The organism is Leptospira gomenensis, assembly GCF_004770155.1.
GTDB lineage: Bacteria > Spirochaetota > Leptospiria > Leptospirales > Leptospiraceae > Leptospira > Leptospira gomenensis.
In genome coordinates this window covers 348,664-370,423 of the sequence record NZ_RQFA01000080.1, presented here as the reverse complement: position 1 = coordinate 370,423, position 21,760 = coordinate 348,664, and the positions used below count along the sequence as shown (strand labels likewise).

Here is a 21,760-nt window from a genome sequence, read left to right as displayed (position 1 = left end):
AAGAAGAACGCGACCCGCAAAACAACTTCGACATCCTAAGGACGGAAAGGAAATGGTTTTCGTCTCCGGCGGTTACGAACAGAACGGGGAATTATTCTATGAATCCATGGGGTTTTTCCTGCACGGACAGGGCGCGGACGCTTCCGAAGACAACTACAATCCGTTTTACTTGAGACCCGAAAGGGGCAATCTCCAGGACCTATCCTCGTTTTACATAGACAAATACGAAGTTACAAATCAAGAATATTATAAATTTCTAAAAGAGACGAACACACCTCCTCCTCCGCATTGGAAAAACGGAATTTATCCGGCGGGCAAGGAACACCATCCGGTGGACGGGATCAGCTATCGGGAAGCGGAAGGATACGCCCGATGGTCTGGGAAACGCCTTCCCACCGAGATGGAATGGGAAAAAACCGCACGAGGCACCGGTATTACTTGGATGATCAACAAAGACGAATCCTATTCCTTCTTTCCCAATCCGCTCGAATATCCTTTCGGAAACGAGTTCGATCCGACGCTTTGTAACACGTTAGAAAGTAAAATCGCCGGAACGATATCGGTTTACGAGCTTCCCAAAAAATCCGCAAGCCCGTACGGCGCGATCGGAATGTGCGGTAACGCTGCGGAATGGACGAGTTCCGATTATCTTCCGTATAACGGGCATTCGCTGAAACGCAATACGTTCGGTAAAATGCACAAAGTCATCCGCGGTGGATCATTTTCCTCCACGAAAGAGGAATCAACAACCTATCACCGATCCTTCGGAGGAATTCCGAATTTAAGGACGGATCGAAGGGCGGGAATCCGCCTCGTTTGGGATCCTCAAGGAAAATAAAAAAACGAAACCTGAAACGAAAGCGATCGGGTTCGCCGATCCTTTCCAAACCGATTTAGGTGACTCTGACCTTATAGAGCAACTTATCCAAAAGTGAAGGGGAAATTCTGCTGATCCAGAACGCGAACAATTCCCGCACTTGCGAAGGATAAACGTCCCTCTTTTTCGCTTCGATTCCTTTTAGAATTTTAAAAGCCACTTTTTCGACCGACAGACCGTTTTTGATTCCCTCGTCCATGATTCCGTACGCCGATCCGTCCGAGGCCAGAGCTTTGATGGAAATATCCGTTCTCACATAACCGGGAGAAACCGTCATAACGTGCATTCCGCTGTCGAAGGATTCGAGACGAACGCTGTCCATAAAAGCCTGCACAGCGTGTTTGCTTGCCGCGTAACCGGATCGATATTGGGTCGCAAATCTTCCTTGAAGCGAGGAAATCGCGACGAAGTGTCCTTGGTTTTGTCTCAATTCCGACTCCAAAAGTCTGTAAAGATTGACTAACGCGAAGAAGTTCACATTCATTAAACTTTCGTAAACTTTAATATCGGTTTCCTTTGCGAGCGCCCGCATACTGATTCCGGCGCTGTGAATCAAACCGTCGATCCTACGGACTTTCTTTCTGAATTCTTCCGCGGTTTTTTTAAGATAAGAAAGATCCGAAACGTCTCCTGGAAACGGAAGGATTTTATCCGGATAAGTCGCTTCGTCTTTCAAATCCTTAAGAAGATCCTTTCTTCGCGCCGAAGCGCCAACATAGGCCCCTCTCCGATTGAGTTCCAAAACCAAAGCCTTACCGATACCGGAGCTTGCACCCGTAACCAAAAACGATTTTTCGAGAAAAAAAGAGGTCATAATTTTAACCCGCCCGACGTTAGCAGAATTTAGAAAAAATGCAAATGAAAATAACCTCAAAAAGTCCTTTAGCAAATGAGGTTCCGCAAAAAGATGATCCTATAAAAACCCAGAAACGTTTTGATCGTATGGACTCGAGAGGCGCCGCATGAATACTCTGCAGGAAATGAAGGACCGCATCCGTTTTAGAAACACGGACTTCCAAAGAAATTACGAAAGCAGGTATTATTGGTTTCCGGAAGAATCACCTCCTTTTTGTATCATAGAAGTGAATCAGTACGATCCCTATCACGACATGACTCTTTATTTGGAAGTGGATCTTACCAATTTGAGGATCGTAAAATCGGCCGTTGAGGAAAAACGGGTTCCGTATGAAACCTGTCCCGCGGCGATCCGGACCTACGATTATTTGGTGGGGGAAGAGATGTCTTACTCCAAATTGATGAATCGTTTTCCCGCGGATAAGACCTTAGGTTGTCTTCACATCAACGAATTGATACAGAACGCTGCGATGAATTTTCATTCCGCGTACGCGTTTTATCTTAAGGAAAGAAATTTCCCGGCGCCTTTGGACGAATATAAGATGTATGAAGGCGATCTTTCCGCCCGCGAAAGACGTGAAATCGGAAGGCATTGGTGGATGAAGGATAGAGGCGTCAAAAATTCCTGTTATTCCTTTTCTTCCCGTCACGAAAAACCGGAGCTGAAAGAACGAGTGAAACATCTTGACAGTATCACTGCGATGATGGTAAAAGAATTTAAGAAGTCGAAAAAAGCGGGTTCTTAAAAACCTTTTTTCGATTTTTACGCCCGCTTAGCTCAGGGGTAGAGCATTTCCCTCGTAATGAAAAGGTCGCCGGTTCAATTCCGGCAGCGGGCTGTTTTCTAAAACTCTTGCCCTTTCTTTCCCGGTTCCCAATCTGACCCCATGTCGCAACTGATCCTGATTCCGGTCTGTTTTTTGGCGGGATGGATTTTTAAACGGACAAGGATCTTTCCGGAGAATTCTGCGTCGGTGTTCGGGAATTTCATCATCTATATATCCCTTCCTTCTCTTATCCTCGCAAATTTACCTTCCTTACACTGGAAACCTTCCCTGGGATTTTTGATTGGTATGCCTTGGTTGGTTTTCGGAATGTCCATTCCTCTGTTTTACGCGGCCGCCCGTATTTTTCGTTGGTCTTCCGACACTAGAACCGCGGTAATCTTGTGTTGCGGATTAGGGAACACTTCTTTTGTAGGACTTCCCGTTTTGAGGATGTTCTACGGCGAGGAAATCACGCCTTCGGTATTGATCGCCGATCAATTCGGAACCTTTTTGTGTTTGTCGATTCCCGGTTTTATCCTTGCGGTTCTTGAGTCTCCCACGGAAAAAAAAGAACCAAATCGGAATTGGATCGCATCCATTTTGAAAAAGCTATTCACCTTCCCTCCGTTTCTTGCTTTACTTTTTTCGTTTTTCCTAAGACTTTTCACCATCCCGGAATCGCTTCATTCCGCATTCAAAATCTTAGGAGAAACGCTGGTGCCGATTGCTCTTTTTACCGTCGGGTTTCAACTTAATTTTGAACATCCTAGTTCTAAATTCACCCCAAAAACCGAATCCTGGATCTCTCCGTTAACTTTAGGACTAATTTATAAATTGCTTTTCGCGCCGAGTTTCATACTTCTTGTTTACCGATTTTTTGATGTACAACCGGACCATCTGCGAGTTTCCGTATTGGAGGCAGGAATGGCACCCATGATCACAGCTTCCATTGTCTCTCTACAAATGGGATATCGTCCCGACCTTTCTGCAGCCTTTCCCGGAATCGGAACCATTCTCTCGATTCCGACGCTGACGTTCCTCTATTTCCTATTGGAGAATTTTTTCTGACCGAATACTCTGATTTACTGATCGATCTTTTTTCCGCCGTAAAAACGGGAAAGACGGAAGAAATCCAAAGACTACTTTCCGAAATGGAAGGAGAACCGGCTCTTCTCGAATGGCTGAAGGAATATAAGGATAGTTATGGATTCGGTGTATTGTCCTGGGCCGTAAAAAATACGGATCGGGAAGCGGTGGAACTTCTACTCGAAGCGGGCGCCGATCCGAACGAGACCAACTCTCGTGGAGAAACCCCGCTTCTTACCTGTTTGGATCTCGGAAACGAGGAACTCATCCGGATCTTTTTGGAAGCCGGAGCGGATTGTAGTCGCCGGGACTATTCCGGTAATACCGCCTTAACGAAAGCGGTCAGTACGGGGAACGTGGAGATCGTGGAATGGGTGTACGAAAACCCCACTTCGACACCGGATCTGGAAGAAAGAAACGGAGAAGGTTATACCCCGTTTCTTTTAGCGGTCGATCTGGGACATCTTTCCATCGTGGAATATTTTTTGAATCGCGAGGCGGATTTTTTAAAAAAGAATTCCGAAGGCAGAACCGTACTACATCTTACTTCGCTTCACAACGATTTCGAAATATTGGATCTATTCCTGGAAAAGGAAGAAACCAAATCCATTTTGGAAAACCGCGATGCGGACGGAAACACTGCCCTGCTGCTGGCTTCTTCACACGACAGCGTGGAATGTTTGGAACGACTGTTGAAAATCGGAGCCGATCCGTTAAAACGAAATGCTTCGGGTAAAACTGGATTGGAGGAAGCGGACCGTCAAAAGTATCATCACGTCGTTAAAATCCTCAAAAAAGTTCTGACGGAGCTTCTATTCCTGGCGGCCGAGGAAGGGGACGAAGAAAAAACCCAACAAATTATTTCTTTGGGAATTTCCCCGAACTCGATCGACAAAGAAGGAAATACTCCGCTCCATTCCTCGGTGGCAAACGATCGAATTTCTCTGGTTAGACTTTTGCTCGAATCGAACGCATCTCCGTTCCTCAAAAATCTCGACGGAAAATCACCGTTGGATTTAGCCAAAGAATCGGAAAACGGAGAAATGATTTCGCTTTTAGAACCGGAACCGGAAAAGGAATAACTGTTTCTACGTTTCTACGTTTCTACGTTTCTACGTTTCTACAAAAACCTTCCGAAACAAACATTCATACGAATCTTGCGCTCAATCGATCTAAAAGTTCGTTCGGATTTTCCGAGACGATCAAATTCTCCTTTGTCTCCACGTCCAGAAATCCATCCTTCACCATTCTTCCCAATTGATCCAGAAGATGATCGAAATATCCTTTGACGTTCAACAATCCCAACGGTTTGGAGATCAGCTTCAATTGATTCCAAGTCGTGATTTCCACGAGTTCATCCAAGGTCCCGATTCCGCCGGGAAGCGCGATAAACCCCGAAGACCGCTCATACATCCTATACTTTCTTTCGTGCATCGAGGAAACGATCATAAGATCCTTCACGCGGTCGTGTTTAACTTCCTTTACCGAAAGAAAATCGGGAATGATTCCGGAAACGGAGCCGCCCTTCTCCATCACGGCATCGGCGATCGTCCCCATGATTCCGACGGAAGCTCCACCGAAAACGAGATCGAAATTTTTTTCCACAAGAAGACGACCTAATTCCCGAGCCGTCTCGACATAAATCGGATCGGTTCCCAAACGGGAACCGCAAAAAACGCAAATTGCGGATTTGCTTACATTCATGATTTTATTTTTTAGAAACCTTACTGATTGGAATCGGACGATTCCTTGGTTTTATCGAGCGTTAAATTTTCGTTTAATAAAAACGAAAAAATACGGAGGGATGTTCCGAAACGTTTTTCTTTTTCGATCTTATGGAAAAAAATGTTTGAATTTCGAATTCCGTCGATTTACTTAACTCTCACTCCGAGTCATATGAAAAATCTACTTCTAAAATCATTCGTTTCCTTTTTGTTTTCTATCGTCCTCCTTCAATCACAAGTCGAAGGACAAAATCGATCCGTTGCTTCGAAGACACCCGAGGTTTTGGAAGCGGAGGCGAACGAACTCGAAATCAAGGCCGGCAAAAGCCAGGATCCGGTGACGAGACAAAGATTGATTTTGGAGGTTCGTCGCAAACGAAACGAAGCGACGGAACTAAGAAACGCAAAACACGAAGAGGAATTGGAACAAGTTCCCAAAGGGTCCACGTTCGAAATCGGAATCTTATTTCAACAAGCGACTTGGGTTCCGGAATCGCTCGCAAGAAGACAAAACGTGGCCGCAAACGAAATCAATTCCTTTCTTTATACGAGCGGCGCCTATCGAAACGTGGACACGATCGCCTCTCTCGGCGGTTTCGACGCGCACCTGCTCAACACCAACGGGAACTATTATTCCAATCCTCAGGGAAATACGAAGACGGCTTATCCGATACGATTTCTATTTTTGACCGAATCCAAAAAATTCGGAGTGGAGGCTTCTTTTCTGGATTTCAGAATCCGACCTTCCTATTCTTCGATCAACGTCAATCCCACCCCGGATAACCTAAATCAATTTTTTAGCACATACCAACCCGAACTCCGGAGAACCGATATCCAGTTGAACTTCCTGTATTTTTTCCAAACGGGATCCGGTACAAGGATCGGTCCTTCTTTGGGAATTAGAAATCTCGACATCTATTCCAAAGAATACGGAAACCTTCCGGGAGGATTGGGATTCGGAAATATGGAGGAAAAGGGCGGCGGCTTAGGACCTCAGATCGGTTTTAGAATCGTAAAAAAACTCAATTCCTACTTTCAAGTACACGTAAACGCGGATTACTTTCAAACATTAGGAAAATATCATTTAAAAACGAACGCCACCACCGCTTACAACGGGATTCAAAATTTTCTGATAACGGAGACCGCGGGATCGGCGGGAGAAAACCTCTTAAAACGGAACGGATATCAGTTGGATTCGGGAATTTCGTTTTTCCGAAAAAGTTGGCTCCGATTTACGATCGGATTTCAATATACGGAGATGCGATCCTACGTGACCGGATATAACTACAACGCGTCCTTACTTTTACCGGACGTGATCAGCGCCACTTCCTTAAACACGATCACCAAACCTTTGGATCTTGCTGCAACAAGACCCGCTCTGGAAAAGGAAGTCGTGGACGCGTATTACGGATTTTATCTGGGAGTGTCCCTGATTCTTTGATCGCTTACAACTTCAGAAAAATAGAATATACTGCGAACCTCGGCTCTACGGAAAAGAGAATCCGAAAAACGGAGCAACGATTTCATAGAATCCGTTTTTTTGCAGGGAACAAGGCAAGGGAATAAAAAAGAAGAATAAAAACGAAAAAGGAAGATCGATCCGGACAACGAACGAAATTCTACGTCGAAATGGAAAAAAACGGAATCTCGATTCCGATCGAGGAAGACCGGAATCGAATCAAACGGATAAAAGGAATACTCGTTACTTTATGGTAACGGGAGCCAGTTTAAACCATCCGGCTCTTTCGAAGAGCGCAAAACCTCCGAAAAGGATTCCGTTGTAAAACAAATCGCCCAGGAGAGTATTGTGAAAGAACGGGATCGCCATAAGGTAACTTTGTAAAAGGCCGTTCAAATCGTAGGAATAATATCCCAAAGCCCAAACATAAAAGTTAGTCGCGAGGAAAAAGAGAAAGGAACCGCCTAACGACCACAAGGCGATCTTTTTAGCGGAAGAAGTTTCACGAAGTTTCCAACCCGCAACGACCATCAGAAGTGTTATCGCATAAACGGCCAACATTTGATCGTGAAAACCGATCAAAAGGTCGCTGATCAAAAGCGCTCCGACCGGAATCAAAAGAGAAAGTTTTTTGGAAACGAAACGCGCACCGGCAAAAAGGGAAATCGCAAGAACGGGAGTGAAGTTCGCCGGATGAGGCAAGTAACGGCTTGCGACCGCGATTAAGATAAGGGAAAGAACGATAAGACTTTTTGAACGTATCATACAGAGCCTAAAAAGTATTTTTTAGAACTATACTTCAATTTTGCGGCTCCCGTCAATCCAATCCCGGCCCGAAACGGCTGAAAAGGGATGCGAATCGATCAACGTTGGAAAAAATTGACGATATCAACTTCCCGACGATTCGGAGGAATTTCCAGATGAAAGCCAACTCGCTCAGAGAAGAAATCGACAAACTTCAGGAAGTGACTGCGGTTTTACGCGGAGAAAACGGATGTCCTTGGGACAAGGAACAGGATCATCAAACGCTGGTTCCCTATCTGATCGAAGAATCGCAGGAAGTGATCGAAGCGATTCTAAAAAAGGACGACGAACTTCTCAAAGAGGAGCTGGGAGATCTGCTCTTCCAAGTGGTCTTTCACGCAAGATTGGCGGAAGAAAGGAAGGCGTTCGATTTAAGCGACATAGCCAAAGCCATTTCGGATAAATTGATTTTCAGACATCCCCACGTATTTCGGCCCGAAGAACTCAGTCTTTCCTCTTCCCGGGAAGTGATTGAAAATTGGGAAAAAATCAAAGATAAAGAAAAGAAGAAACCTAGTTCCTCGTCTATTTTCTCAGGCGTTCCGGAAAATTTCTCCTCGCTTTTAAAGGCGGAGAAATATCAAAAGAAAGCCGCAAAGACGGGTTTTGATTGGAAAGATATTTCCGACGTACAGGACAAGGTCCGCGAGGAAATGGAAGAATTTTTGACGGAATGGGACCGTGAAAAAACGGACGGAAACAATCAGGTTCGAATCGAAGAAGAGTTTGGAGATTTGCTTTTTAGCCTCGTAAATCTCGGAAGGCATTTGGGAATTTCGGCGGAATCGGCGCTCACGAGAGCCAACGCAAAATTCAAAAGAAGATTCGAACACATAGAAACGGAGCTGCGTTCGCGCGGTAAGAGCGTTTCGGAATCCGACCTGAAAGAGATGGACGAACTTTGGAACGAGGCAAAATCCGTAGAGAAATGAAAGATCAAAATTCCCTGCAAGCCAGGATTCGTATTACGGAAACGTTGATTTCTTTTTTGGGAAAGGAGTTTCGTCTTACTCCCGAATCCGAATCCCAAGAATGGCCTCGTTCCTTTAATTTCGAATTCAAAAACGGATCGTATCGATCCGTTTTCTCGCTTTTCGGTTCTTTCACCTTACTGCCGTTAAACGACAAATCCGCCGCAGGAAATTCTCCCGTTTATTATATCAGCTTGAATTTCGACGCCGAATCCGACGAACTCGTTTGGACCGAACCGGACGGACAACACGTCCAGCCTATGGAAAAAATTACGGAAAAACTGGAACGTGCGGTTTCGGTTTACGAAACGGAAATTACCGACGTCGGATGGGGAGAATCGGGAACTTGAAAGTCCTCGTTCTTGATTCGGGAGCCACGGTTCGAAAAATCATATCCTCCTTTTTTCCGGCGGAGGACTTTCGGATTTTGGAAGCCGGTTCCGCGAAAACGGGTTTGGAGCTCGCCTTTTCGGAGCATTTCGACGTGATCACCGTGGGAATGATTCTTCCGGACTCCGACGGTTTCGACGTGTGTAAACTGATCCGCGGCGGACTCCTCAACCAAAGACAAAGTCCATGCAGAAATTCTAAAATATATCTGATTACTTCCGGAGACATCGAATCCAATCGGAACAAATCGGCGGAGTACGGGTTTGACGGAATTTTTCCCAAACCTTCCGATATAGAGGATTTTAAAACCGTCATTAAGGAAATCATAGATCTCGCGTACGTCTCCAACGAAACGGCGACTCCGAGTTCCAAAACGGGAAAAATACTGATCGTGGACGATTCGGAATTGAACCTTCTTCTTTTGGGTAAAATCCTAAAAAAGAACGGATATTCCTTCCAAGCGTTTACGGAAGGAAAAAAGGCGTTCGACTTTCTTCAAACCACCGACGAAACGGTTTCCTACGTTTTTACGGATTGGATCATGCCTGGATTTTCAGGCGAAGACCTCGTACACTCGATACGAAGCCGAAAACGTTACGACGAAATTAAGATCGCCGTATTGACCGGTTTGGAAGAGGATGCGGAACTAAGCGATTCCGCTGCGTTAAAGAACATCCACGTTCTTCCCAAACCGTATTCGGAAAGAAAGATTATAGAATACATTCAAAATATTTAATTTACTGCGGGAAACTGAATTTCTCGGACCACGTCCGTATGGCAATCGGTGCGGAATTCTCCGAAAAAGGGTTTTAAACCGGAAAACCACTGGCCGTTTTCATATTGAAGATCGTTCCAATAAAAAAACAACGTAGTTTCTCCGAATTGATTGTTCAACCGTATCTGTTGGATTTCTCCGGTGGGAGAAGGCTCCTTCTGAAAAGATTCTCCGGAAAAAGAAACCATCTGGATTTGATACGGTTCGGCGCGGTACGGAGTTCCTTCCTTCCGTTTATTTCCCGGTTTGAGTTTCCAGGAAAGGACCCTTATTTTTGAAAGCTCCTCTAACTTTAAGGATTTTGAATATGTAATTCCCCCTTTTTTATGTTGGAATTTGAACTCCAACGAGGGATTTTTCCAATAACCTTCCACGTCGCGACCGTCACAAAGGATCAGTTTCACTTTTTTTTCCCCTTTTTCGTCCACGCCGGTCCCGGTTTCTTTGGAGGTTTCTCCCCGTTGATTTCGATTATCTCCTCCGACGGTAGGTTCGGACGGTGGAAGGGGCTCTTTCGGTGATCTTTGGGAAAAGAGCGGATCGCTCAGAAATAAAAGAAGAAAGACGAAGAAGGACGGAATTCCGACGCGTAACACTCTAAAATTGAGGAAAGGAAATGCGAACGAGAACTTCATAAACCTTTTTTAAAATTCCCGGCCCGAAACCGAACCGGGAATTTTCGAGAAACTTAAAGTCGTTTTTGAATCGCTTCCATAAACTGAAAGGTATCCAAAGCCTTAGCGTTCGGATCGGTGCAGAGAAGAGTCAAATCCTTGGTCATTTCTCCGCCTTGAATCGTATCGATCACGGCTTTTTCCAACTTTTGTCCGAATGCGACCACGTCCGGAGTTCCGTCCAATTCGCCTCGTTTGATCAAGGCGCCGGTCCATGCGAAGATGGAAGCGACCGAGTTTGTGGAGGTGGTTTCTCCTTGCTGATATTTGCGATAGTGTCTGGTGACGGTTCCGTGAGCGGCTTCGTATTCGAACTTTCCGTCCGGAGAAACCAGAACCGAAGTCATCAAACCGAGAGATCCGAAACCGGAAGCGACCATATCGCTCATCACGTCCCCGTCGTAGTTCATCAAGGCCCAGAGCATTCCGCCTTCGTTCTTCATAAGCTGTGCGACCGCGTCATCTATTAAAAAATACGAATATTCGATTCCCGCTTTTTTGAGATCGGCTTCCTTGGCTTTCGCCAGTTCGTCGAAAATCGCGCGGAAACGAGCGTGATATTTTTTGGAAATCGTATCCTTGGTCGCAAACCAAAGGTCGATTTTTTCGGAAATAGCATAATTGAAACAAGCCTGCGCAAAACTCAAAATGGATTTGTCCAGGTTGTGTTGACCCATGATCACACCCGCGCCGTCGAAGTCGTGGATCAAAGCCCTTTGTTTTTCCTTTCCGTCTTTTCCGGTGTAAACCAACTCAACCTTTCCCGCTTCGGGAATATAAAGTTCGGTGTCTTTGTAAAGATCTCCGTAGGCGTGACGTCCCACCGTAATCGGTTTTTTCCAGGAGCGAACCGCTGGGGGAATATTGTTCACGATGATCGGTTTACGGAAAACGGTTCCGTCCAGAATCGAACGAATGGTTCCGTTGGGGGATTTCCATTCTTGTTTGAGATTGTATTCTTTAACGCGGTCCTGGTTGGGAGTGATGGTCGCACACTTTACGCCGACCCCGTATTTTTGAATCGCGTGTGCGGAATCCACCGTCACCTTATCATCGGTTTTATCCCGGTATTCCACTCCTAAATCATAATAGTCCAGTTCGATATCGAGATACGGATGGATGAATCGATCCTTGATCTCCTTCCAGATGATCCTGGTCATCTCGTCCCCGTCCAATTCCACGAGCGGGGTTTTTACCTTGATCTTTGCCATTGAATTCTCCTTTAGATAGTTACAATATTAAAATAGTAGAATATTCTTTTGTTTCAAAGTTATCGGGTCGGAAAACGAGGGTTCTCCATCGTTTTCAGGATTCCGTTCCGAAGCCAAGCCAGATTCTGCATTTCGAAATAATTGACCGCAACGGGAAGCGAAACGATTCCGATCACCGAAAAGTAGCGGTATTTAAGCGAATCCTTGGCGCGGAAGGAAAGAATCGTCTTTTCCAAACGGATGAGAATCCGCTTCCAACGGGAAAAAAGCGGTTTAAGTTCCGGATTACAATCTTCGAAAAAAAGCTCTTCGGCGCTTTGGGTGATTACTTCTTTCAGGCCGATGGGAAGCGCCGGTGATCCGAACTGATCCCGAAACCGGACTAAATCCTTTTCGATCTCCTCTTCGGATTGTCTGGCGATCGGAAGAAAAGAACTGATTCCGACGGAAATGGGAAGCGAAACCCGGAGAAAAAAATCCCCCGCCACCATCGCTTGCAAAAAGGAACGAACGGATTCTTTCGGCTTCGGCGCGAAATCCAGCTGAGCGGAACTCAAATGTTTCGTATTATGAATGATATATTGAGTCAGCTTGATTTTTTCCGTCCAGAATATGCCCAATAGATCGGATTCCATAGTTCTGAAAGATACTATTTTGATTTTCCGTTTTTTAGCAAGATTTATTAAAAAGAAGATCGTCCGGAAGGAATCAAAACGTCCCGACTCTATTGTATTCTCTTTCGAACGTCCGCATTAGATTTTTTCCGGGGAATTCCAAAAAAAGAGCGGGAATCCCGTTCTTGTCGAACCGTTTCGGAACCGGTTTATCTCGAAGGGGTAAACCATGAAGGAAACCGTAAATTTGGACGACGGAGAATGGATGCGTTTGCAGGGAAGGAAAGACGAATTCAGGAAAATTCTTTCCGCTCTCAATCGACACTACGCGCCCGTCGTTTCGGAATCGAAAAAACTCGGTTCTCAAAAATTAAGATTCGAGTTGGAAAAGCGGGAATCGGATGATTTCGACGTGTTCTTCAAAAAGATCGGAACCTACGATTTCGCCGTAGTATTAAAATCCGGAAACCGTTTCGATTCATGGATTCATTTGGACGGAATCCGGGAGGAACAGGAACGGTTTTTATTCGAAGGCAAAAACGATCATCCGATTTTTCAGATCGTCTGCCTTTCCGATCTTTATGAAACCGATTGTGTTTTAGCCGATCTTTCGATTACGAAAACGGAAGCGCAAAAAGATTCTGCTTGATCGAATGTCTCCCGGGCGTAAGTTCTTTCTGCATGTTATATTCGAGACGCCCGGGAAATCCTTCCGCAAAAGTTCCGACGATTCCGCCGCTTATCCGAGTTTTATCGGTTTTATTTTTAGTTTCGTTCTTTTCGTATTCGGACGTAAAAGCGGAAGATTTTACGAACTTGCGAAAGGCGTCGTTGAAAGATTATTCTTTTCAGCCGCATTCTCAGGAAGGATATTTTCAAGCCTGGAATTTTTCCTATCGGGACGACAAGACGTTCATCTACGCGACGTTTTTAGTCAGCAATCTCGGTCCGGGTACGAAAAATTGCGGGATCAGTTTGGTCGTTCACACTTTGGGGGAAGGGACCCAATTCGTAACCAAAGAATTTTCCTCCAAAGAACTGACCGCGGAAAAGGGAAAGTTCGATCTTAAGATCGAAAACAATAGGATGAATCTCAATTCGGAAGGGATAGAAATCCAACAGGAAACGGAGAATATTAAATTATTCTTATCTTTTAAATCCGATCTCAAACAAGGGGTTTCCCTTTCCGGAGGAAAGTATCCGGTAAAAGATTCGGCCGGATTCGTACAGGCAGATATGGCTTATTCTTTTCAGTCGGCTTGGGGTTATCTCGTTCAGGACGGTAAAAAGAAGGATTTGCTCGGAACCGGTGGATTGGAACATCTTCTGACCAACTATGAAGTTTATAAATACAGCCGACGTTGGGAACTTTTCCGTTCGATCAACGGGAAAGAATTCCGTTTTTATACGGGGGGATTTATCGGAAACGATTCGTTTCCCGGAGGTTTTTTTAGAACCGCGGTTCTTTTGAGTCCGGCGGGTAAGACCATTTTATCGGGAAAAGTGATTCGTTTTGAAACGTTAGAATCGGAGAAAGAACCTTTTTCCGGATATGAACTTCCGCTTCGCGAAAAAATCCATTTGGATAACGGATGTTTCGCCGAACTGATTCGAAGGCGATCTGTCGGAAGTATCAACGTGCTTTCCAATATTTCCGCTGTTCTTCGTTTTTTTATCCGGTTATTTTTCGCTAAACCGTATCAAATTTATTCTTTGGCGGACCTGACCGTTCATTGTCCCGACAAACAACTCATTTCAGGTTCGGAAGAAACGTATCACGGAATTCTTTCGTACTATCTGATCAATCCGTAAATTTGAGAGGGAGGGTGTGGGAGCTCCCACACCCTCCAGGGCTCGTTGCAATCCTTGTAACTGAACTACAAGGAGCCGATATTTTTGTGTGGGAGCTCCCCGCGGGAAAAAATTTTTCCGGGGAAGCGTATGAGGGAACTCATACCTCTACCCGGATCCACTTTCTTGCGGAGAAATTTTCTTTTGTAGTCAAACTTGTGCGGGAACTCACACGAAATCCTTGATCCACGAAAAAATCCAAGAAAAACAGCACAGATCCAAACAATCCATTTCCCTATTTTCCTTGAAAAAACCGGTCAAGTTACCAAAAGAAACGATTAAGAAATACCCTTATTTCCCTTTTTGATCCCGATCAAAAGATTCAGATAATAAATTCCGGTCAGACCCAACATGACCCAAGGAATCAAATTCCCATACTGAGTATAAAACGTCGGAGGAGAATCGATCACATCGATCGTTTCAGAAAGTGTTTCAGCGGTCATCAATCCGGTTTTTTTGCCGCCTACGAATCTCCCGAGATGATCTATATTCGCAGTAATTCCTGAATTCGTGGATCGAACCATCCACCGTCTCAACTCGATGGAACGCAACCTTCCGAGTTCCATATGCTGATCGCTTTCCGTAGTCGTTCCGTACCATTTATCGTTGGTCAAATTCGCGATAAATTCGGGATTCCCGGCCGTCCTAAATTCCCTCACAAACTCGGGAAGAATCACTTCGTAACAGATCAACGGAAGAAATTTTCCGGCTTCTTTCAGTTCCGTTTTCGCAGGTTCGTAATAGGACCGAACCGTTTCGTGATTCAAATTCTCCGTATCAATCCAACCTAAGTGTAACCCCTTCGGAGATTTGTCTTTATCCTCAGGCGTATAATAACGTATTAGATTGTGGGTCAGACCCGGCTCGAATCTTCCCGTCTGTTGACTCAGATCGTATAAAAAATCGAAGGGCATATATTCTCCGAACATCAGAAGAAACTTCTTCTGATACGCGTCCCTTCTATCCCCGTTAGGATCATACAATACGTTATTATTATAATATCTTAAATTTCGAGATCCCGGAGTTCCCTTGTATCCCGCGTCGATTTCGTTGAAAAAAACGTTCGCCTTGTATTTATTCGCCAAAAGGAACATCAAGGAATCGAAACGGTGCCAATACAATCGCCTCGCGATCGTCGTCACAGGAGTGTTATGCGCAGAAAAGAACGGCACGCCAGCTTCCGGTAATACGATCAGATCCGGCTTTTTCCCCATTCTTACCACGCCTTCTTCGGCCAGACGTTCGATACGCGCCATCAACGCTTCGATCGATTCTTTTACCTCTCGTCCGTCGCGAAAACTCAGAGGAGCGTCCGGCTGGATCACCAGCACGTTCAACGATTTGACCGGCTTTACGTTTTCCCATTTTTTAAAAAGAATGATTCCGGATACGATGAACGCAAGAAGCAAGAGCGAAGGAAAGGCGATAAACCGCAGATATTGATTTCTTTTTTCCTTCGATCGGAATATTTCTTTCCAATGCCAGGGATTCGATTGGAACAACGTATAAGAAACCACAAACACTAGAAAACTGATACCGTAAACCCCGGTGATTTCCACGTTCTGAGCCAGGATCAGATTCCCGGCAGCCAAGTTTCCCCAATACCAAGGAAACAATTGAGGGCCGATCAATTCGGACAACAACCCGCAAAAACCCGCAACCCAAACCGAATGACGGCCTATCTTTCCCGAAAGAAACGAAAAACTCAGCATAAAGATCGGAAATTTCAAACTGAAAAGAAGTCCCGCAAAGAGAAGGATCAAAACGGCGACCGGATACGGAAAGTTTCCGAAGGTGATGGACATGTGGATGATCCAATGAAACGAAATCGAATAAAAAACGACTCCGATCAAAAGACCGTGGTAGAATAATTTTTTATAACTTCCGTGGTATTTCAGACTCAGCCAAAAAAGACCGAACGGAGCGATCCAAACGAAATGACTGAGGGAAATCGGCGCAAACGCCAGAAAAGAAAAAAGCCCTGTCCAAAGATAACAGAATAGATTGAACCAGACGGTCTTCTGGAACTGCTGAAAACGATGATGTAAAGTGTCCATGGATAAAACGTTCATCTCCTGATCGGAACGGGAAGTCAACAGAATTCATCTTAGGAAACCGTTCTTGATCGAAGACCGGGAATTTATCACCTAAAAACACAGTCGAAAGAGTCGCTACAATTCGATTGCCAGAAAGAACGGATCCTACAGTTTATCATTATGAGTTCTTCGTATTTTAAGATCATTGGAAAGACCCCGCTTCACGGAACCGTGGTTCCGCAAGGAAATAAAAACGAGGCGCTACCACTTCTCGGTGCGGTATGTATGGTTCCAGGAGAAGTGCGTATCAGCAATATACCCGTGATCTCGGACGTACTGATGTTGATGGAAGTGCTTCGGCATCTGGGAATGGAGATCGTCGAGGAGGAACCGGGAACGTATCTTTTTAAACACGACGGAAATCTGAAAAACCAACTTCCCGAAGAACTTTGTTCCCGAATTCGCGGCGCAGTTACGCTTGCGGGGCCGATCCTTGCAATGACGGGAAGGGTCTTTCTTCCCAAACCCGGCGGCGATAAAATCGGAAGGAGAAGATTGGATACGCACCTTCTCGCATTACAATCATTAGGTGCGACGATCGAAGTTTTTCCGGACGGATACGAAATTAAAGCGGACCGACTCCGAGGAACGGATATTCTGATGGACGAGGCTTCCGTCACGGGAACGGAAAACGCGGTTATGGCGGCCGTTTTTGCCGAAGGCACCACGACCCTTCGCCACGCCGCAAGCGAGCCCCACGTTCAGCGACTCTGTCATTTTTTAAACTCTGCCGGCGCGAAAATTTCGGGAATAGGTTCCAACATTCTCACCATAGAAGGTGTGGCCTCGCTCAAACCTCCCGCCAAAGAACACAGGATCGGTTCCGATTATTTGGAAGTGGGTTCTTTTATCAGCCTCGCAGCCGTTACCGGTGGAGAATTGATGATCCGCGACGTGGAATTGGAGGACATCCGTATGATCCGTATGGTTTATTCCCGTCTCGGAATCGAAGTGCGCCCTCACGAAAACGGAATTCTTGTACCTGCGGATCAGAAAATGGAAATCATCCCCGATTACCACGGAGCGACCCCGAAGATAGACGATTCTCCGTGGCCGGGATTTCCCGCGGACATGACTTCGGTCGCCCTGGTCACCGCCACTCAGTGTAAGGGCACGGTATTGATTCATGAAAAAATGTTCGAATCCAGACTGTTCTTCGTGGATAATATCATCGCCATGGGAGCACAAATCATTCTTTGCGATCCGCATCGCGCGATCGTGATCGGACATTCCAGACTTTACGGTCAAAAAGTGGCAAGCCCCGATATACGCGCCGGAATGGCGATGATCATAGCGGCCCTTTGTGCGGAAGGAACGAGTTATATCCACAACATAGGACAAATCGATCGGGGTTTCGAAAACATAGATACTCGTCTGCGCGCGTTAGGCGCCAGAATCGAAAGAGTGCGGGAAGATTGAATCGTAAGGATTTTTTCAAAAAAGGTCTGGCAAGAATGTTGGACCTCGCCCAAGAAAGTGCTTCCGAGATCGTATCCGGATTTAAGGAAGTCACGGAACCAGAACGACCTTCTCTTTCCTCCGCACCGCCCGCCAAAAAAAACAAATCCAAACGTAAAACGGGGTTCGCACTTCCTCAAGAAATCAAATCGAATCGAAAGAGAAGAATTCAAAACGTACAATACCCGCCGGGCGCGTTAGACGAAACCGATTTTTTAAAAAAGTGCACCGGCTGTGGAGATTGTATCTACGCCTGTCCTTACAGCGTATTATTTCCGGTTTTCGACGAAACTTCGGAAAAACACGTTCCCCGTATGGACGTAAATCTGAACGCGTGTATGCTTTGTAAGGATTGGCCTTGTATCAACGCTTGTAAGGACGACGCTTTGATCCCGTTCAGGGACGGCTCCAAACCCAAACTGGGTCAAGCGAAGGGAATCTTCGAATACTGTCTCAATCAAAAAAGCGGACAAAAAACGTGTTCGAATTGTAAGGACGCCTGTCCCGTAGAAGGTGTGGTAAGTTTCAAAGGAAACAAACCGTCCTTTTCCAAAGGATGCACCGGATGCGGGCAATGTGTATCCGCTTGTCCCACCTTTCCAAGAGCGATTCGGATCCGATAAAAACGGGAAAAACTATATGATAAAATTATTATATACTTCTCTCCTATTTTCCTTTTGTTTCGTTAACGGACTCCGATCGAAACCGACATCGGAAGGTTGTTTTACCGACGCCGAACGACTTTGTTCCGAAAAAAAGGAACGTGGAAAACTTTCCCAAATGCAGTGTTTACTGGAAAAAGAATCCGATCTTTCCGAAACGTGTAAAAATTGGCTGACAAAGAAAAAGGAAGAAATCCGTAAACATTCGGAAGCGTGTTCGGAAGATAGAAGTAAATACTGCGCCTTTGTGATTCCCGGAGGCGGTCGAATTTTAAAATGCCTTATGGATCACGAATCCTCCCTATCGAATTCATGTAGGGAAATGATTCAAAAAAATCTCCCTTAATCGGACGACACGCCGCATTTTAGGATATGGATCGAAAATCGTATAACGCGTGTTCAAGCATTCGAACCGGGACGTTAACCGTCAATACCCGAGATTTTTCCGAATCTTTTCGGGGATCTCTTCGAAACGTTTGTATTTATGTTTTTTCCCGTCCGGAAAAATAACGTAATACACTCCGTTTAAAATTTCCATGTAATACTTACCCGCTTTTTTTTCGCCCGTAGCACGATGATCCATTTCTTTGACCATTCTTTGATAGCGGGAAGGAAGTGTTTGCCAGGACGCATAAACTTCGATTTCCCCGCCGGCGTTCACCGTGTAAATACCGTTCTCGTGCAGAATCTTAATCCCGTTGTAATCGAAAACCTCCAGAATGTTCGTTTTGTTTTTCGGAGTTTCGCGGGATTCGGAAATTTTCGACCGGGAGTTTTCCTCTTCCTTGGGGAGCGAATATTTCACGACTGAATTTCCTCCGCTCGTTTCCTTTTTGCGCACAAGAAGTAGAAAAAGATAAATCAAACCGGCAAAAACAAGGCTGATTCCGAAAAACCATTCCGCGGGTTTCATTAGAATTTCCTTAAAATCGAAACTCGATCGCCTTACACGTAGCAGGTGTCGCATCCGCTCCGGTCGAAGCCCATGCCTCGCAACTTACCGCCATAACCGCGCTCACGCAAAAATCGATGTCTTTCTTTCTGGCGCGACCGGGAACCAAAGCGGTAATTCTGCGGGAAGAGTTGCAGATCGCGTCCTTGGAAGCGTATGCCACGACGAGTCGGGTGCTCGCGTCTTCGAAACTGTAAAAATCGGCGTCCGTATTTTTTTGATAACAACCGATCGCGACAAACGAAAGAAGTGCGTATAAAAAGAGGATCCAAACGATCCGACTGCGATTCTTCCGTTTCATCGTATCGTTTCCTTGATTGATAAAAGTCCGGACGAATCAAAGGGATTCGGCACAAACGGAATTCCGATGGAATTTCGTTTTCCGGTTTTTAACGGCACAGTTTCGTTCACCGGAATCTGGACCGAACCGAAGATCGTCTCGTATTCGAAACTTCCCCGGATGGAGAAATTCAATTCCTTTCCCGCCAAACCCGCCTGCAGAATTCCGAGAGCGATCTGTAAAAGATTTCGATCCATCTTTTTTTCGAAAAGCGTTTCCACTTGTAGGTCCACGATCTTTTTCTGAAGCGCCGGAATTACGAACTTTTCTCCGGATTGTACGCGGGCCAGCTCCGATTCTTTTGGGGAGGAAACGTCCGGAACGTAAAACGAAAGATCGAACTTATGGATCGTCACGTCCGTTTCATTGGGATTTTCGATTTCGACCTTGGCCAAAAATACGATTTTAGGCACCGGAGGAAACGAGATCAATTCCGCCTTTTGCGCTTCCAAAGACAAAACTTGAAATTTACATTTTTGTAATGCTTTGTAATTATCCGTAAAGGAACTACAAACGACGAAACTAGACAAAGAAAGAAACCAAAACGCGAAAGAAAGGATTTTATTCGGCCGTACTTCCGGTAAAAAACGTATCAAGTTTTTATTTTCCTTCCGCAAAGGGGGGTTGAATCAGAACTTTTCCTCTGGTCATATTCGCCGCGTAGTCTTCGATCGCTTCCACTGCCTTTTCCAAAGGAAATTTCGCGGCGATATCCGTTTTCAATTCCTTCTTCGCCAACGCGCGCAGTTCTCCGGAAAGTTTCCAGATTTTATAGGGACTTTGTTGAGGAACCCATGTGGAAAGCCAAAATCCTTCCAACTTTTTATCCTGAAAAATCAGCATTCCGGCGTGCAAAGGAATCTCCTTTTCGGATAACGCACCGTAGACGATACAACGGCTTCCGTACGGCATCGCCAAGAGAACCTTCGTAGTCAATTCTCCCGCGACGGCGTCCAGACAAACCGTGGCTTTCAATTCGTTGGAAAGGACCCGAAGTTGCCTTTCGAAATTGGACGCCTCGGAGTTGAGGATATGTTCGGCTCCGATCGCCTTGAGTGCGGCTTCCTGTTCCGGTTTCCGTACTACGTTGATGACCTTCATTCCTTTTTTGGCGGCGATTCCCACCACCATCTTTCCGAGCGCGCTCGCCGCAGCCGTTTGCACCAAGGCCTTGGCTCCGTATTTTTGCGCCTGTTCCACCATCGCGATCGCGGTGATGGGGTTCACATACAAACAAGCTCCTTGTTCCAAGGAAAGTTGGCTTCCGATAGAAAGACAACTGAACGCATCCGTGATCATATATTCCGCATAAACTCCGTCGCCTCGTCCCGGTGCGGTACACGCAACGTTTTTTCCTTTGAGATAATTTCCGTACAAACCGCCGCCGGACGCCACGACGACTCCGCTCGCTTCGAATCCGGGAACGACCGGAAGTTTCTTTTTAATACCGTAAAGTCCCCGTAAAAACATCAGATCGGAAGGATTGATCGAAGCGGAATGAATCCTGATCAGAACCTCTCCCTTTTTTAAAGGGCGGAATTTTTTTTCAACGAGAACCGCCCGATTCCGATTCTCGCTGTATTCTCTCAGTTCCAAGGCTTTGTATGTTTGGGGAAGGTTCATGCGTTTTCCTTTATAAGAAGATGTTGGATTTTTTCGAATTCTTCCGATTGAATATAATATTTTAAGAATATGTCTATGTCTTCCTCCGTTTTCAGGGAAAACCAGAGTCCTTCCGGATAACTGACCTGAACCGGTCCCAATTCGCATCGATCCAGACAACCGGCTCTTTGAATTCTGATTTTGCCCGGGACGGAAATATCCTTCATCTTTTTCTTTAGAGACGCGAGAAGTTGAATGGAACCGGACCTACCGCAGGAAATCCGTTCCCCTTCCGCGCGCACGTTTTCGCAGACAAAGACATGTTTGGCGTAAAAGTTCGAACTCAAAAAACACCTCGATTTTCGTTTTCAGTAGAATTACAATTCCGTGGAATAACGCAACCGTTTCTACGGGTAAATTCGTTCTTCCGGAGCGGATTTTCCTTTCTTCCTACAAGGAAAACGCGATTCGTAACGTCGTACAAACTATTCTCTTTCTGAGCGATTTTTAGGAAATTTGCGTTTTCCAAGTACGATCGGCAACAGCATCGAATACGAGTATTTTTTATATTTTATTCTATTCCTTACTTTAC

Annotated in this window: 24 protein-coding genes, 1 tRNA gene and 1 pseudogene; 14 read left to right on the top strand and 12 right to left on the bottom strand. The window is 45.5% G+C overall.

The genetic code is table 11. The features are described 5' to 3' along the window. On the top strand, nt 1-838 hold an 838-nt coding region (locus tag EHQ17_RS19290), incomplete at its 5' end, for a formylglycine-generating enzyme family protein (RefSeq protein WP_167882486.1). A gap of 55 nt (nt 839-893) precedes the next feature. On the opposite strand, the gene EHQ17_RS19285 is transcribed toward EHQ17_RS19290, so the two are convergent. After that, the gene (locus tag EHQ17_RS19285) at nt 894-1,694 is read right to left on the bottom strand and encodes an SDR family NAD(P)-dependent oxidoreductase (RefSeq protein WP_135593907.1); all 801 of its coding nucleotides are present in this window, start codon (nt 1,692-1,694) and stop codon (nt 894-896) included. A gap of 145 nt (nt 1,695-1,839) precedes the next feature. On the opposite strand from EHQ17_RS19285, the gene EHQ17_RS19280 reads away from it, so the two are divergent. From EHQ17_RS19280 to EHQ17_RS19265, 4 genes are all read left to right on the top strand, one after another. Then, nucleotides 1,840-2,478: a DUF2889 domain-containing protein gene (locus EHQ17_RS19280; protein WP_135593350.1), complete on the top strand. Its 639-nt coding sequence runs from the start codon at nt 1,840-1,842 to the stop codon at nt 2,476-2,478. 21 nt (nt 2,479-2,499) lie between these two features. Continuing rightward, nucleotides 2,500-2,571 (top strand) — tRNA-Thr (locus tag EHQ17_RS19275). 48 nt (nt 2,572-2,619) lie between these two features. After that, nucleotides 2,620-3,567 carry an AEC family transporter gene (locus tag EHQ17_RS19270; RefSeq protein WP_135593352.1) on the top strand — a complete coding sequence of 316 codons (948 nt, stop codon included), beginning with the start codon at nt 2,620-2,622 and terminating at the stop codon, nt 3,565-3,567. Nucleotides 3,568-3,650: 83 nt separating this feature from the next. Continuing rightward, a complete protein-coding gene (locus EHQ17_RS19265) occupies nt 3,651-4,667 on the top strand; it encodes an ankyrin repeat domain-containing protein (RefSeq protein ID WP_135593354.1) in 1,017 nt (338 codons plus the stop codon). A 64-nt stretch (nt 4,668-4,731) separates the two neighbouring features. On the opposite strand, the gene EHQ17_RS19260 is transcribed toward EHQ17_RS19265, so the two are convergent. Continuing rightward, the gene (locus EHQ17_RS19260; RefSeq protein WP_135593356.1) at nt 4,732-5,289 is read right to left on the bottom strand and encodes an LOG family protein; all 558 of its coding nucleotides are present in this window, start codon (nt 5,287-5,289) and stop codon (nt 4,732-4,734) included. Between the two features lie 141 nt (nt 5,290-5,430). Here EHQ17_RS19260 and EHQ17_RS19255 point away from each other — a divergent pair, with 141 nt between their 5' ends. Further along, complete coding sequence (locus EHQ17_RS19255; RefSeq protein WP_135593358.1) at nt 5,431-6,750, top strand: LA_2444/LA_4059 family outer membrane protein; 1,320 nt, start codon at nt 5,431-5,433, stop codon at nt 6,748-6,750. Nucleotides 6,751-7,011: 261 nt separating this feature from the next. Here EHQ17_RS19255 and EHQ17_RS19250 read toward each other — a convergent pair whose 3' ends face one another. Next, nucleotides 7,012-7,533 (bottom strand): DUF6580 family putative transport protein, encoded by a 522-nt coding sequence (locus tag EHQ17_RS19250; RefSeq protein WP_135593360.1) that lies wholly within the window; start codon nt 7,531-7,533, stop codon nt 7,012-7,014. 155 nt (nt 7,534-7,688) lie between these two features. Here EHQ17_RS19250 and mazG point away from each other — a divergent pair, with 155 nt between their 5' ends. The 3 genes from mazG to EHQ17_RS19235 are packed head-to-tail and all read left to right on the top strand — an operon-like array spanning nt 7,689 to nt 9,669. After that, on the top strand, nt 7,689-8,504 hold the full coding sequence (gene mazG, locus EHQ17_RS19245) for a nucleoside triphosphate pyrophosphohydrolase (RefSeq protein WP_135593362.1): 816 nt from the start codon (nt 7,689-7,691) through the stop codon (nt 8,502-8,504). Then, nucleotides 8,501-8,893, top strand: coding sequence for an LIC_13241 domain-containing protein (locus tag EHQ17_RS19240; protein WP_135593364.1), 393 nt, complete (start codon nt 8,501-8,503; stop codon nt 8,891-8,893). Before mazG ends, EHQ17_RS19240 begins: the two co-directional genes overlap by 4 nt. Next, on the top strand, nt 8,890-9,669 hold the full coding sequence (locus EHQ17_RS19235; RefSeq protein ID WP_135593366.1) for a response regulator: 780 nt from the start codon (nt 8,890-8,892) through the stop codon (nt 9,667-9,669). The genes EHQ17_RS19240 and EHQ17_RS19235 overlap by 4 nt, the downstream gene beginning before the upstream one ends. Here EHQ17_RS19235 and EHQ17_RS19230 read toward each other — a convergent pair. Genes EHQ17_RS19230 through EHQ17_RS19220 form a run of 3 tightly spaced genes read right to left on the bottom strand, consistent with a single transcriptional unit; the run spans nt 9,666 to nt 12,228 of the window. Next, nucleotides 9,666-10,343, bottom strand: a complete 678-nt coding sequence (locus EHQ17_RS19230) for a hypothetical protein (protein ID WP_135593368.1) — start codon at nt 10,341-10,343, stop codon at nt 9,666-9,668. The genes EHQ17_RS19235 and EHQ17_RS19230 overlap by 4 nt on opposite strands. A gap of 53 nt (nt 10,344-10,396) precedes the next feature. Then, nucleotides 10,397-11,593: an NADP-dependent isocitrate dehydrogenase gene (locus EHQ17_RS19225; RefSeq protein WP_135593370.1), complete on the bottom strand. Its 1,197-nt coding sequence runs from the start codon at nt 11,591-11,593 to the stop codon at nt 10,397-10,399. 59 nt (nt 11,594-11,652) lie between these two features. Beyond that, nucleotides 11,653-12,228, bottom strand: a complete 576-nt coding sequence (locus EHQ17_RS19220) for a hypothetical protein (protein WP_167881195.1) — start codon at nt 12,226-12,228, stop codon at nt 11,653-11,655. Between the two features lie 208 nt (nt 12,229-12,436). Here EHQ17_RS19220 and EHQ17_RS19215 point away from each other — a divergent pair, with 208 nt between their 5' ends. Both EHQ17_RS19215 and EHQ17_RS19210 read left to right on the top strand, forming a co-directional pair. After that, nucleotides 12,437-12,856 carry an LIC_13246 family protein gene (locus EHQ17_RS19215; protein ID WP_246057620.1) on the top strand — a complete coding sequence of 140 codons (420 nt, stop codon included), beginning with the start codon at nt 12,437-12,439 and terminating at the stop codon, nt 12,854-12,856. Nucleotides 12,857-12,888: 32 nt separating this feature from the next. Then, entirely contained in the window at nt 12,889-14,019 is a 1,131-nt protein-coding gene (locus tag EHQ17_RS19210; protein WP_135593374.1) for a hypothetical protein, read from the top strand. Nucleotides 14,020-14,336: 317 nt separating this feature from the next. On the opposite strand, the gene EHQ17_RS19205 is transcribed toward EHQ17_RS19210, so the two are convergent. After that, on the bottom strand, nt 14,337-16,157 hold the full coding sequence (locus EHQ17_RS19205) for an apolipoprotein N-acyltransferase (RefSeq protein ID WP_135593376.1): 1,821 nt from the start codon (nt 16,155-16,157) through the stop codon (nt 14,337-14,339). Nucleotides 16,158-16,274: 117 nt separating this feature from the next. Here EHQ17_RS19205 and murA point away from each other — a divergent pair, with 117 nt between their 5' ends. From murA to EHQ17_RS19890, 3 genes are read left to right on the top strand one after another with little or no spacing between them, the layout of a single operon-like run. Beyond that, a complete protein-coding gene (murA, locus tag EHQ17_RS19200) occupies nt 16,275-17,573 on the top strand; it encodes a UDP-N-acetylglucosamine 1-carboxyvinyltransferase (RefSeq protein WP_135593378.1) in 1,299 nt (432 codons plus the stop codon). After that, complete coding sequence (locus EHQ17_RS19195) at nt 17,570-18,235, top strand: 4Fe-4S dicluster domain-containing protein (RefSeq protein ID WP_135593380.1); 666 nt, start codon at nt 17,570-17,572, stop codon at nt 18,233-18,235. The genes murA and EHQ17_RS19195 overlap by 4 nt, the downstream gene beginning before the upstream one ends. Before the next feature lie 16 nt (nt 18,236-18,251). Then, nucleotides 18,252-18,620: a cysteine rich repeat-containing protein gene (locus EHQ17_RS19890; protein WP_167881196.1), complete on the top strand. Its 369-nt coding sequence runs from the start codon at nt 18,252-18,254 to the stop codon at nt 18,618-18,620. Between the two features lie 81 nt (nt 18,621-18,701). Here the strand turns inward: EHQ17_RS19890 and EHQ17_RS19185 are convergent, their stop codons facing one another. From EHQ17_RS19185 to EHQ17_RS19165, 5 genes and pseudogenes are all read right to left on the bottom strand, one after another. Continuing rightward, nucleotides 18,702-19,187 carry a hypothetical protein gene (locus tag EHQ17_RS19185; RefSeq protein ID WP_135593382.1) on the bottom strand — a complete coding sequence of 162 codons (486 nt, stop codon included), beginning with the start codon at nt 19,185-19,187 and terminating at the stop codon, nt 18,702-18,704. Nucleotides 19,188-19,197: 10 nt separating this feature from the next. Then, nucleotides 19,198-19,527: an LIC13255 family lipoprotein gene (locus tag EHQ17_RS19180; RefSeq protein ID WP_135593384.1), complete on the bottom strand. Its 330-nt coding sequence runs from the start codon at nt 19,525-19,527 to the stop codon at nt 19,198-19,200. A 59-nt stretch (nt 19,528-19,586) separates the two neighbouring features. Next, a pseudogene (locus tag EHQ17_RS19175) lies at nt 19,587-20,126 on the bottom strand (LEA type 2 family protein); the annotation flags it as partial. A 40-nt stretch (nt 20,127-20,166) separates the two neighbouring features. Next, nucleotides 20,167-21,189, bottom strand: coding sequence for a zinc-binding dehydrogenase (locus EHQ17_RS19170; protein WP_135593386.1), 1,023 nt, complete (start codon nt 21,187-21,189; stop codon nt 20,167-20,169). Further along, entirely contained in the window at nt 21,186-21,515 is a 330-nt protein-coding gene (locus EHQ17_RS19165) for a (2Fe-2S) ferredoxin domain-containing protein (protein WP_135593388.1), read from the bottom strand. The genes EHQ17_RS19170 and EHQ17_RS19165 overlap by 4 nt, the downstream gene beginning before the upstream one ends. Between the last annotated feature and the right edge of the window lie 245 nt (nt 21,516-21,760).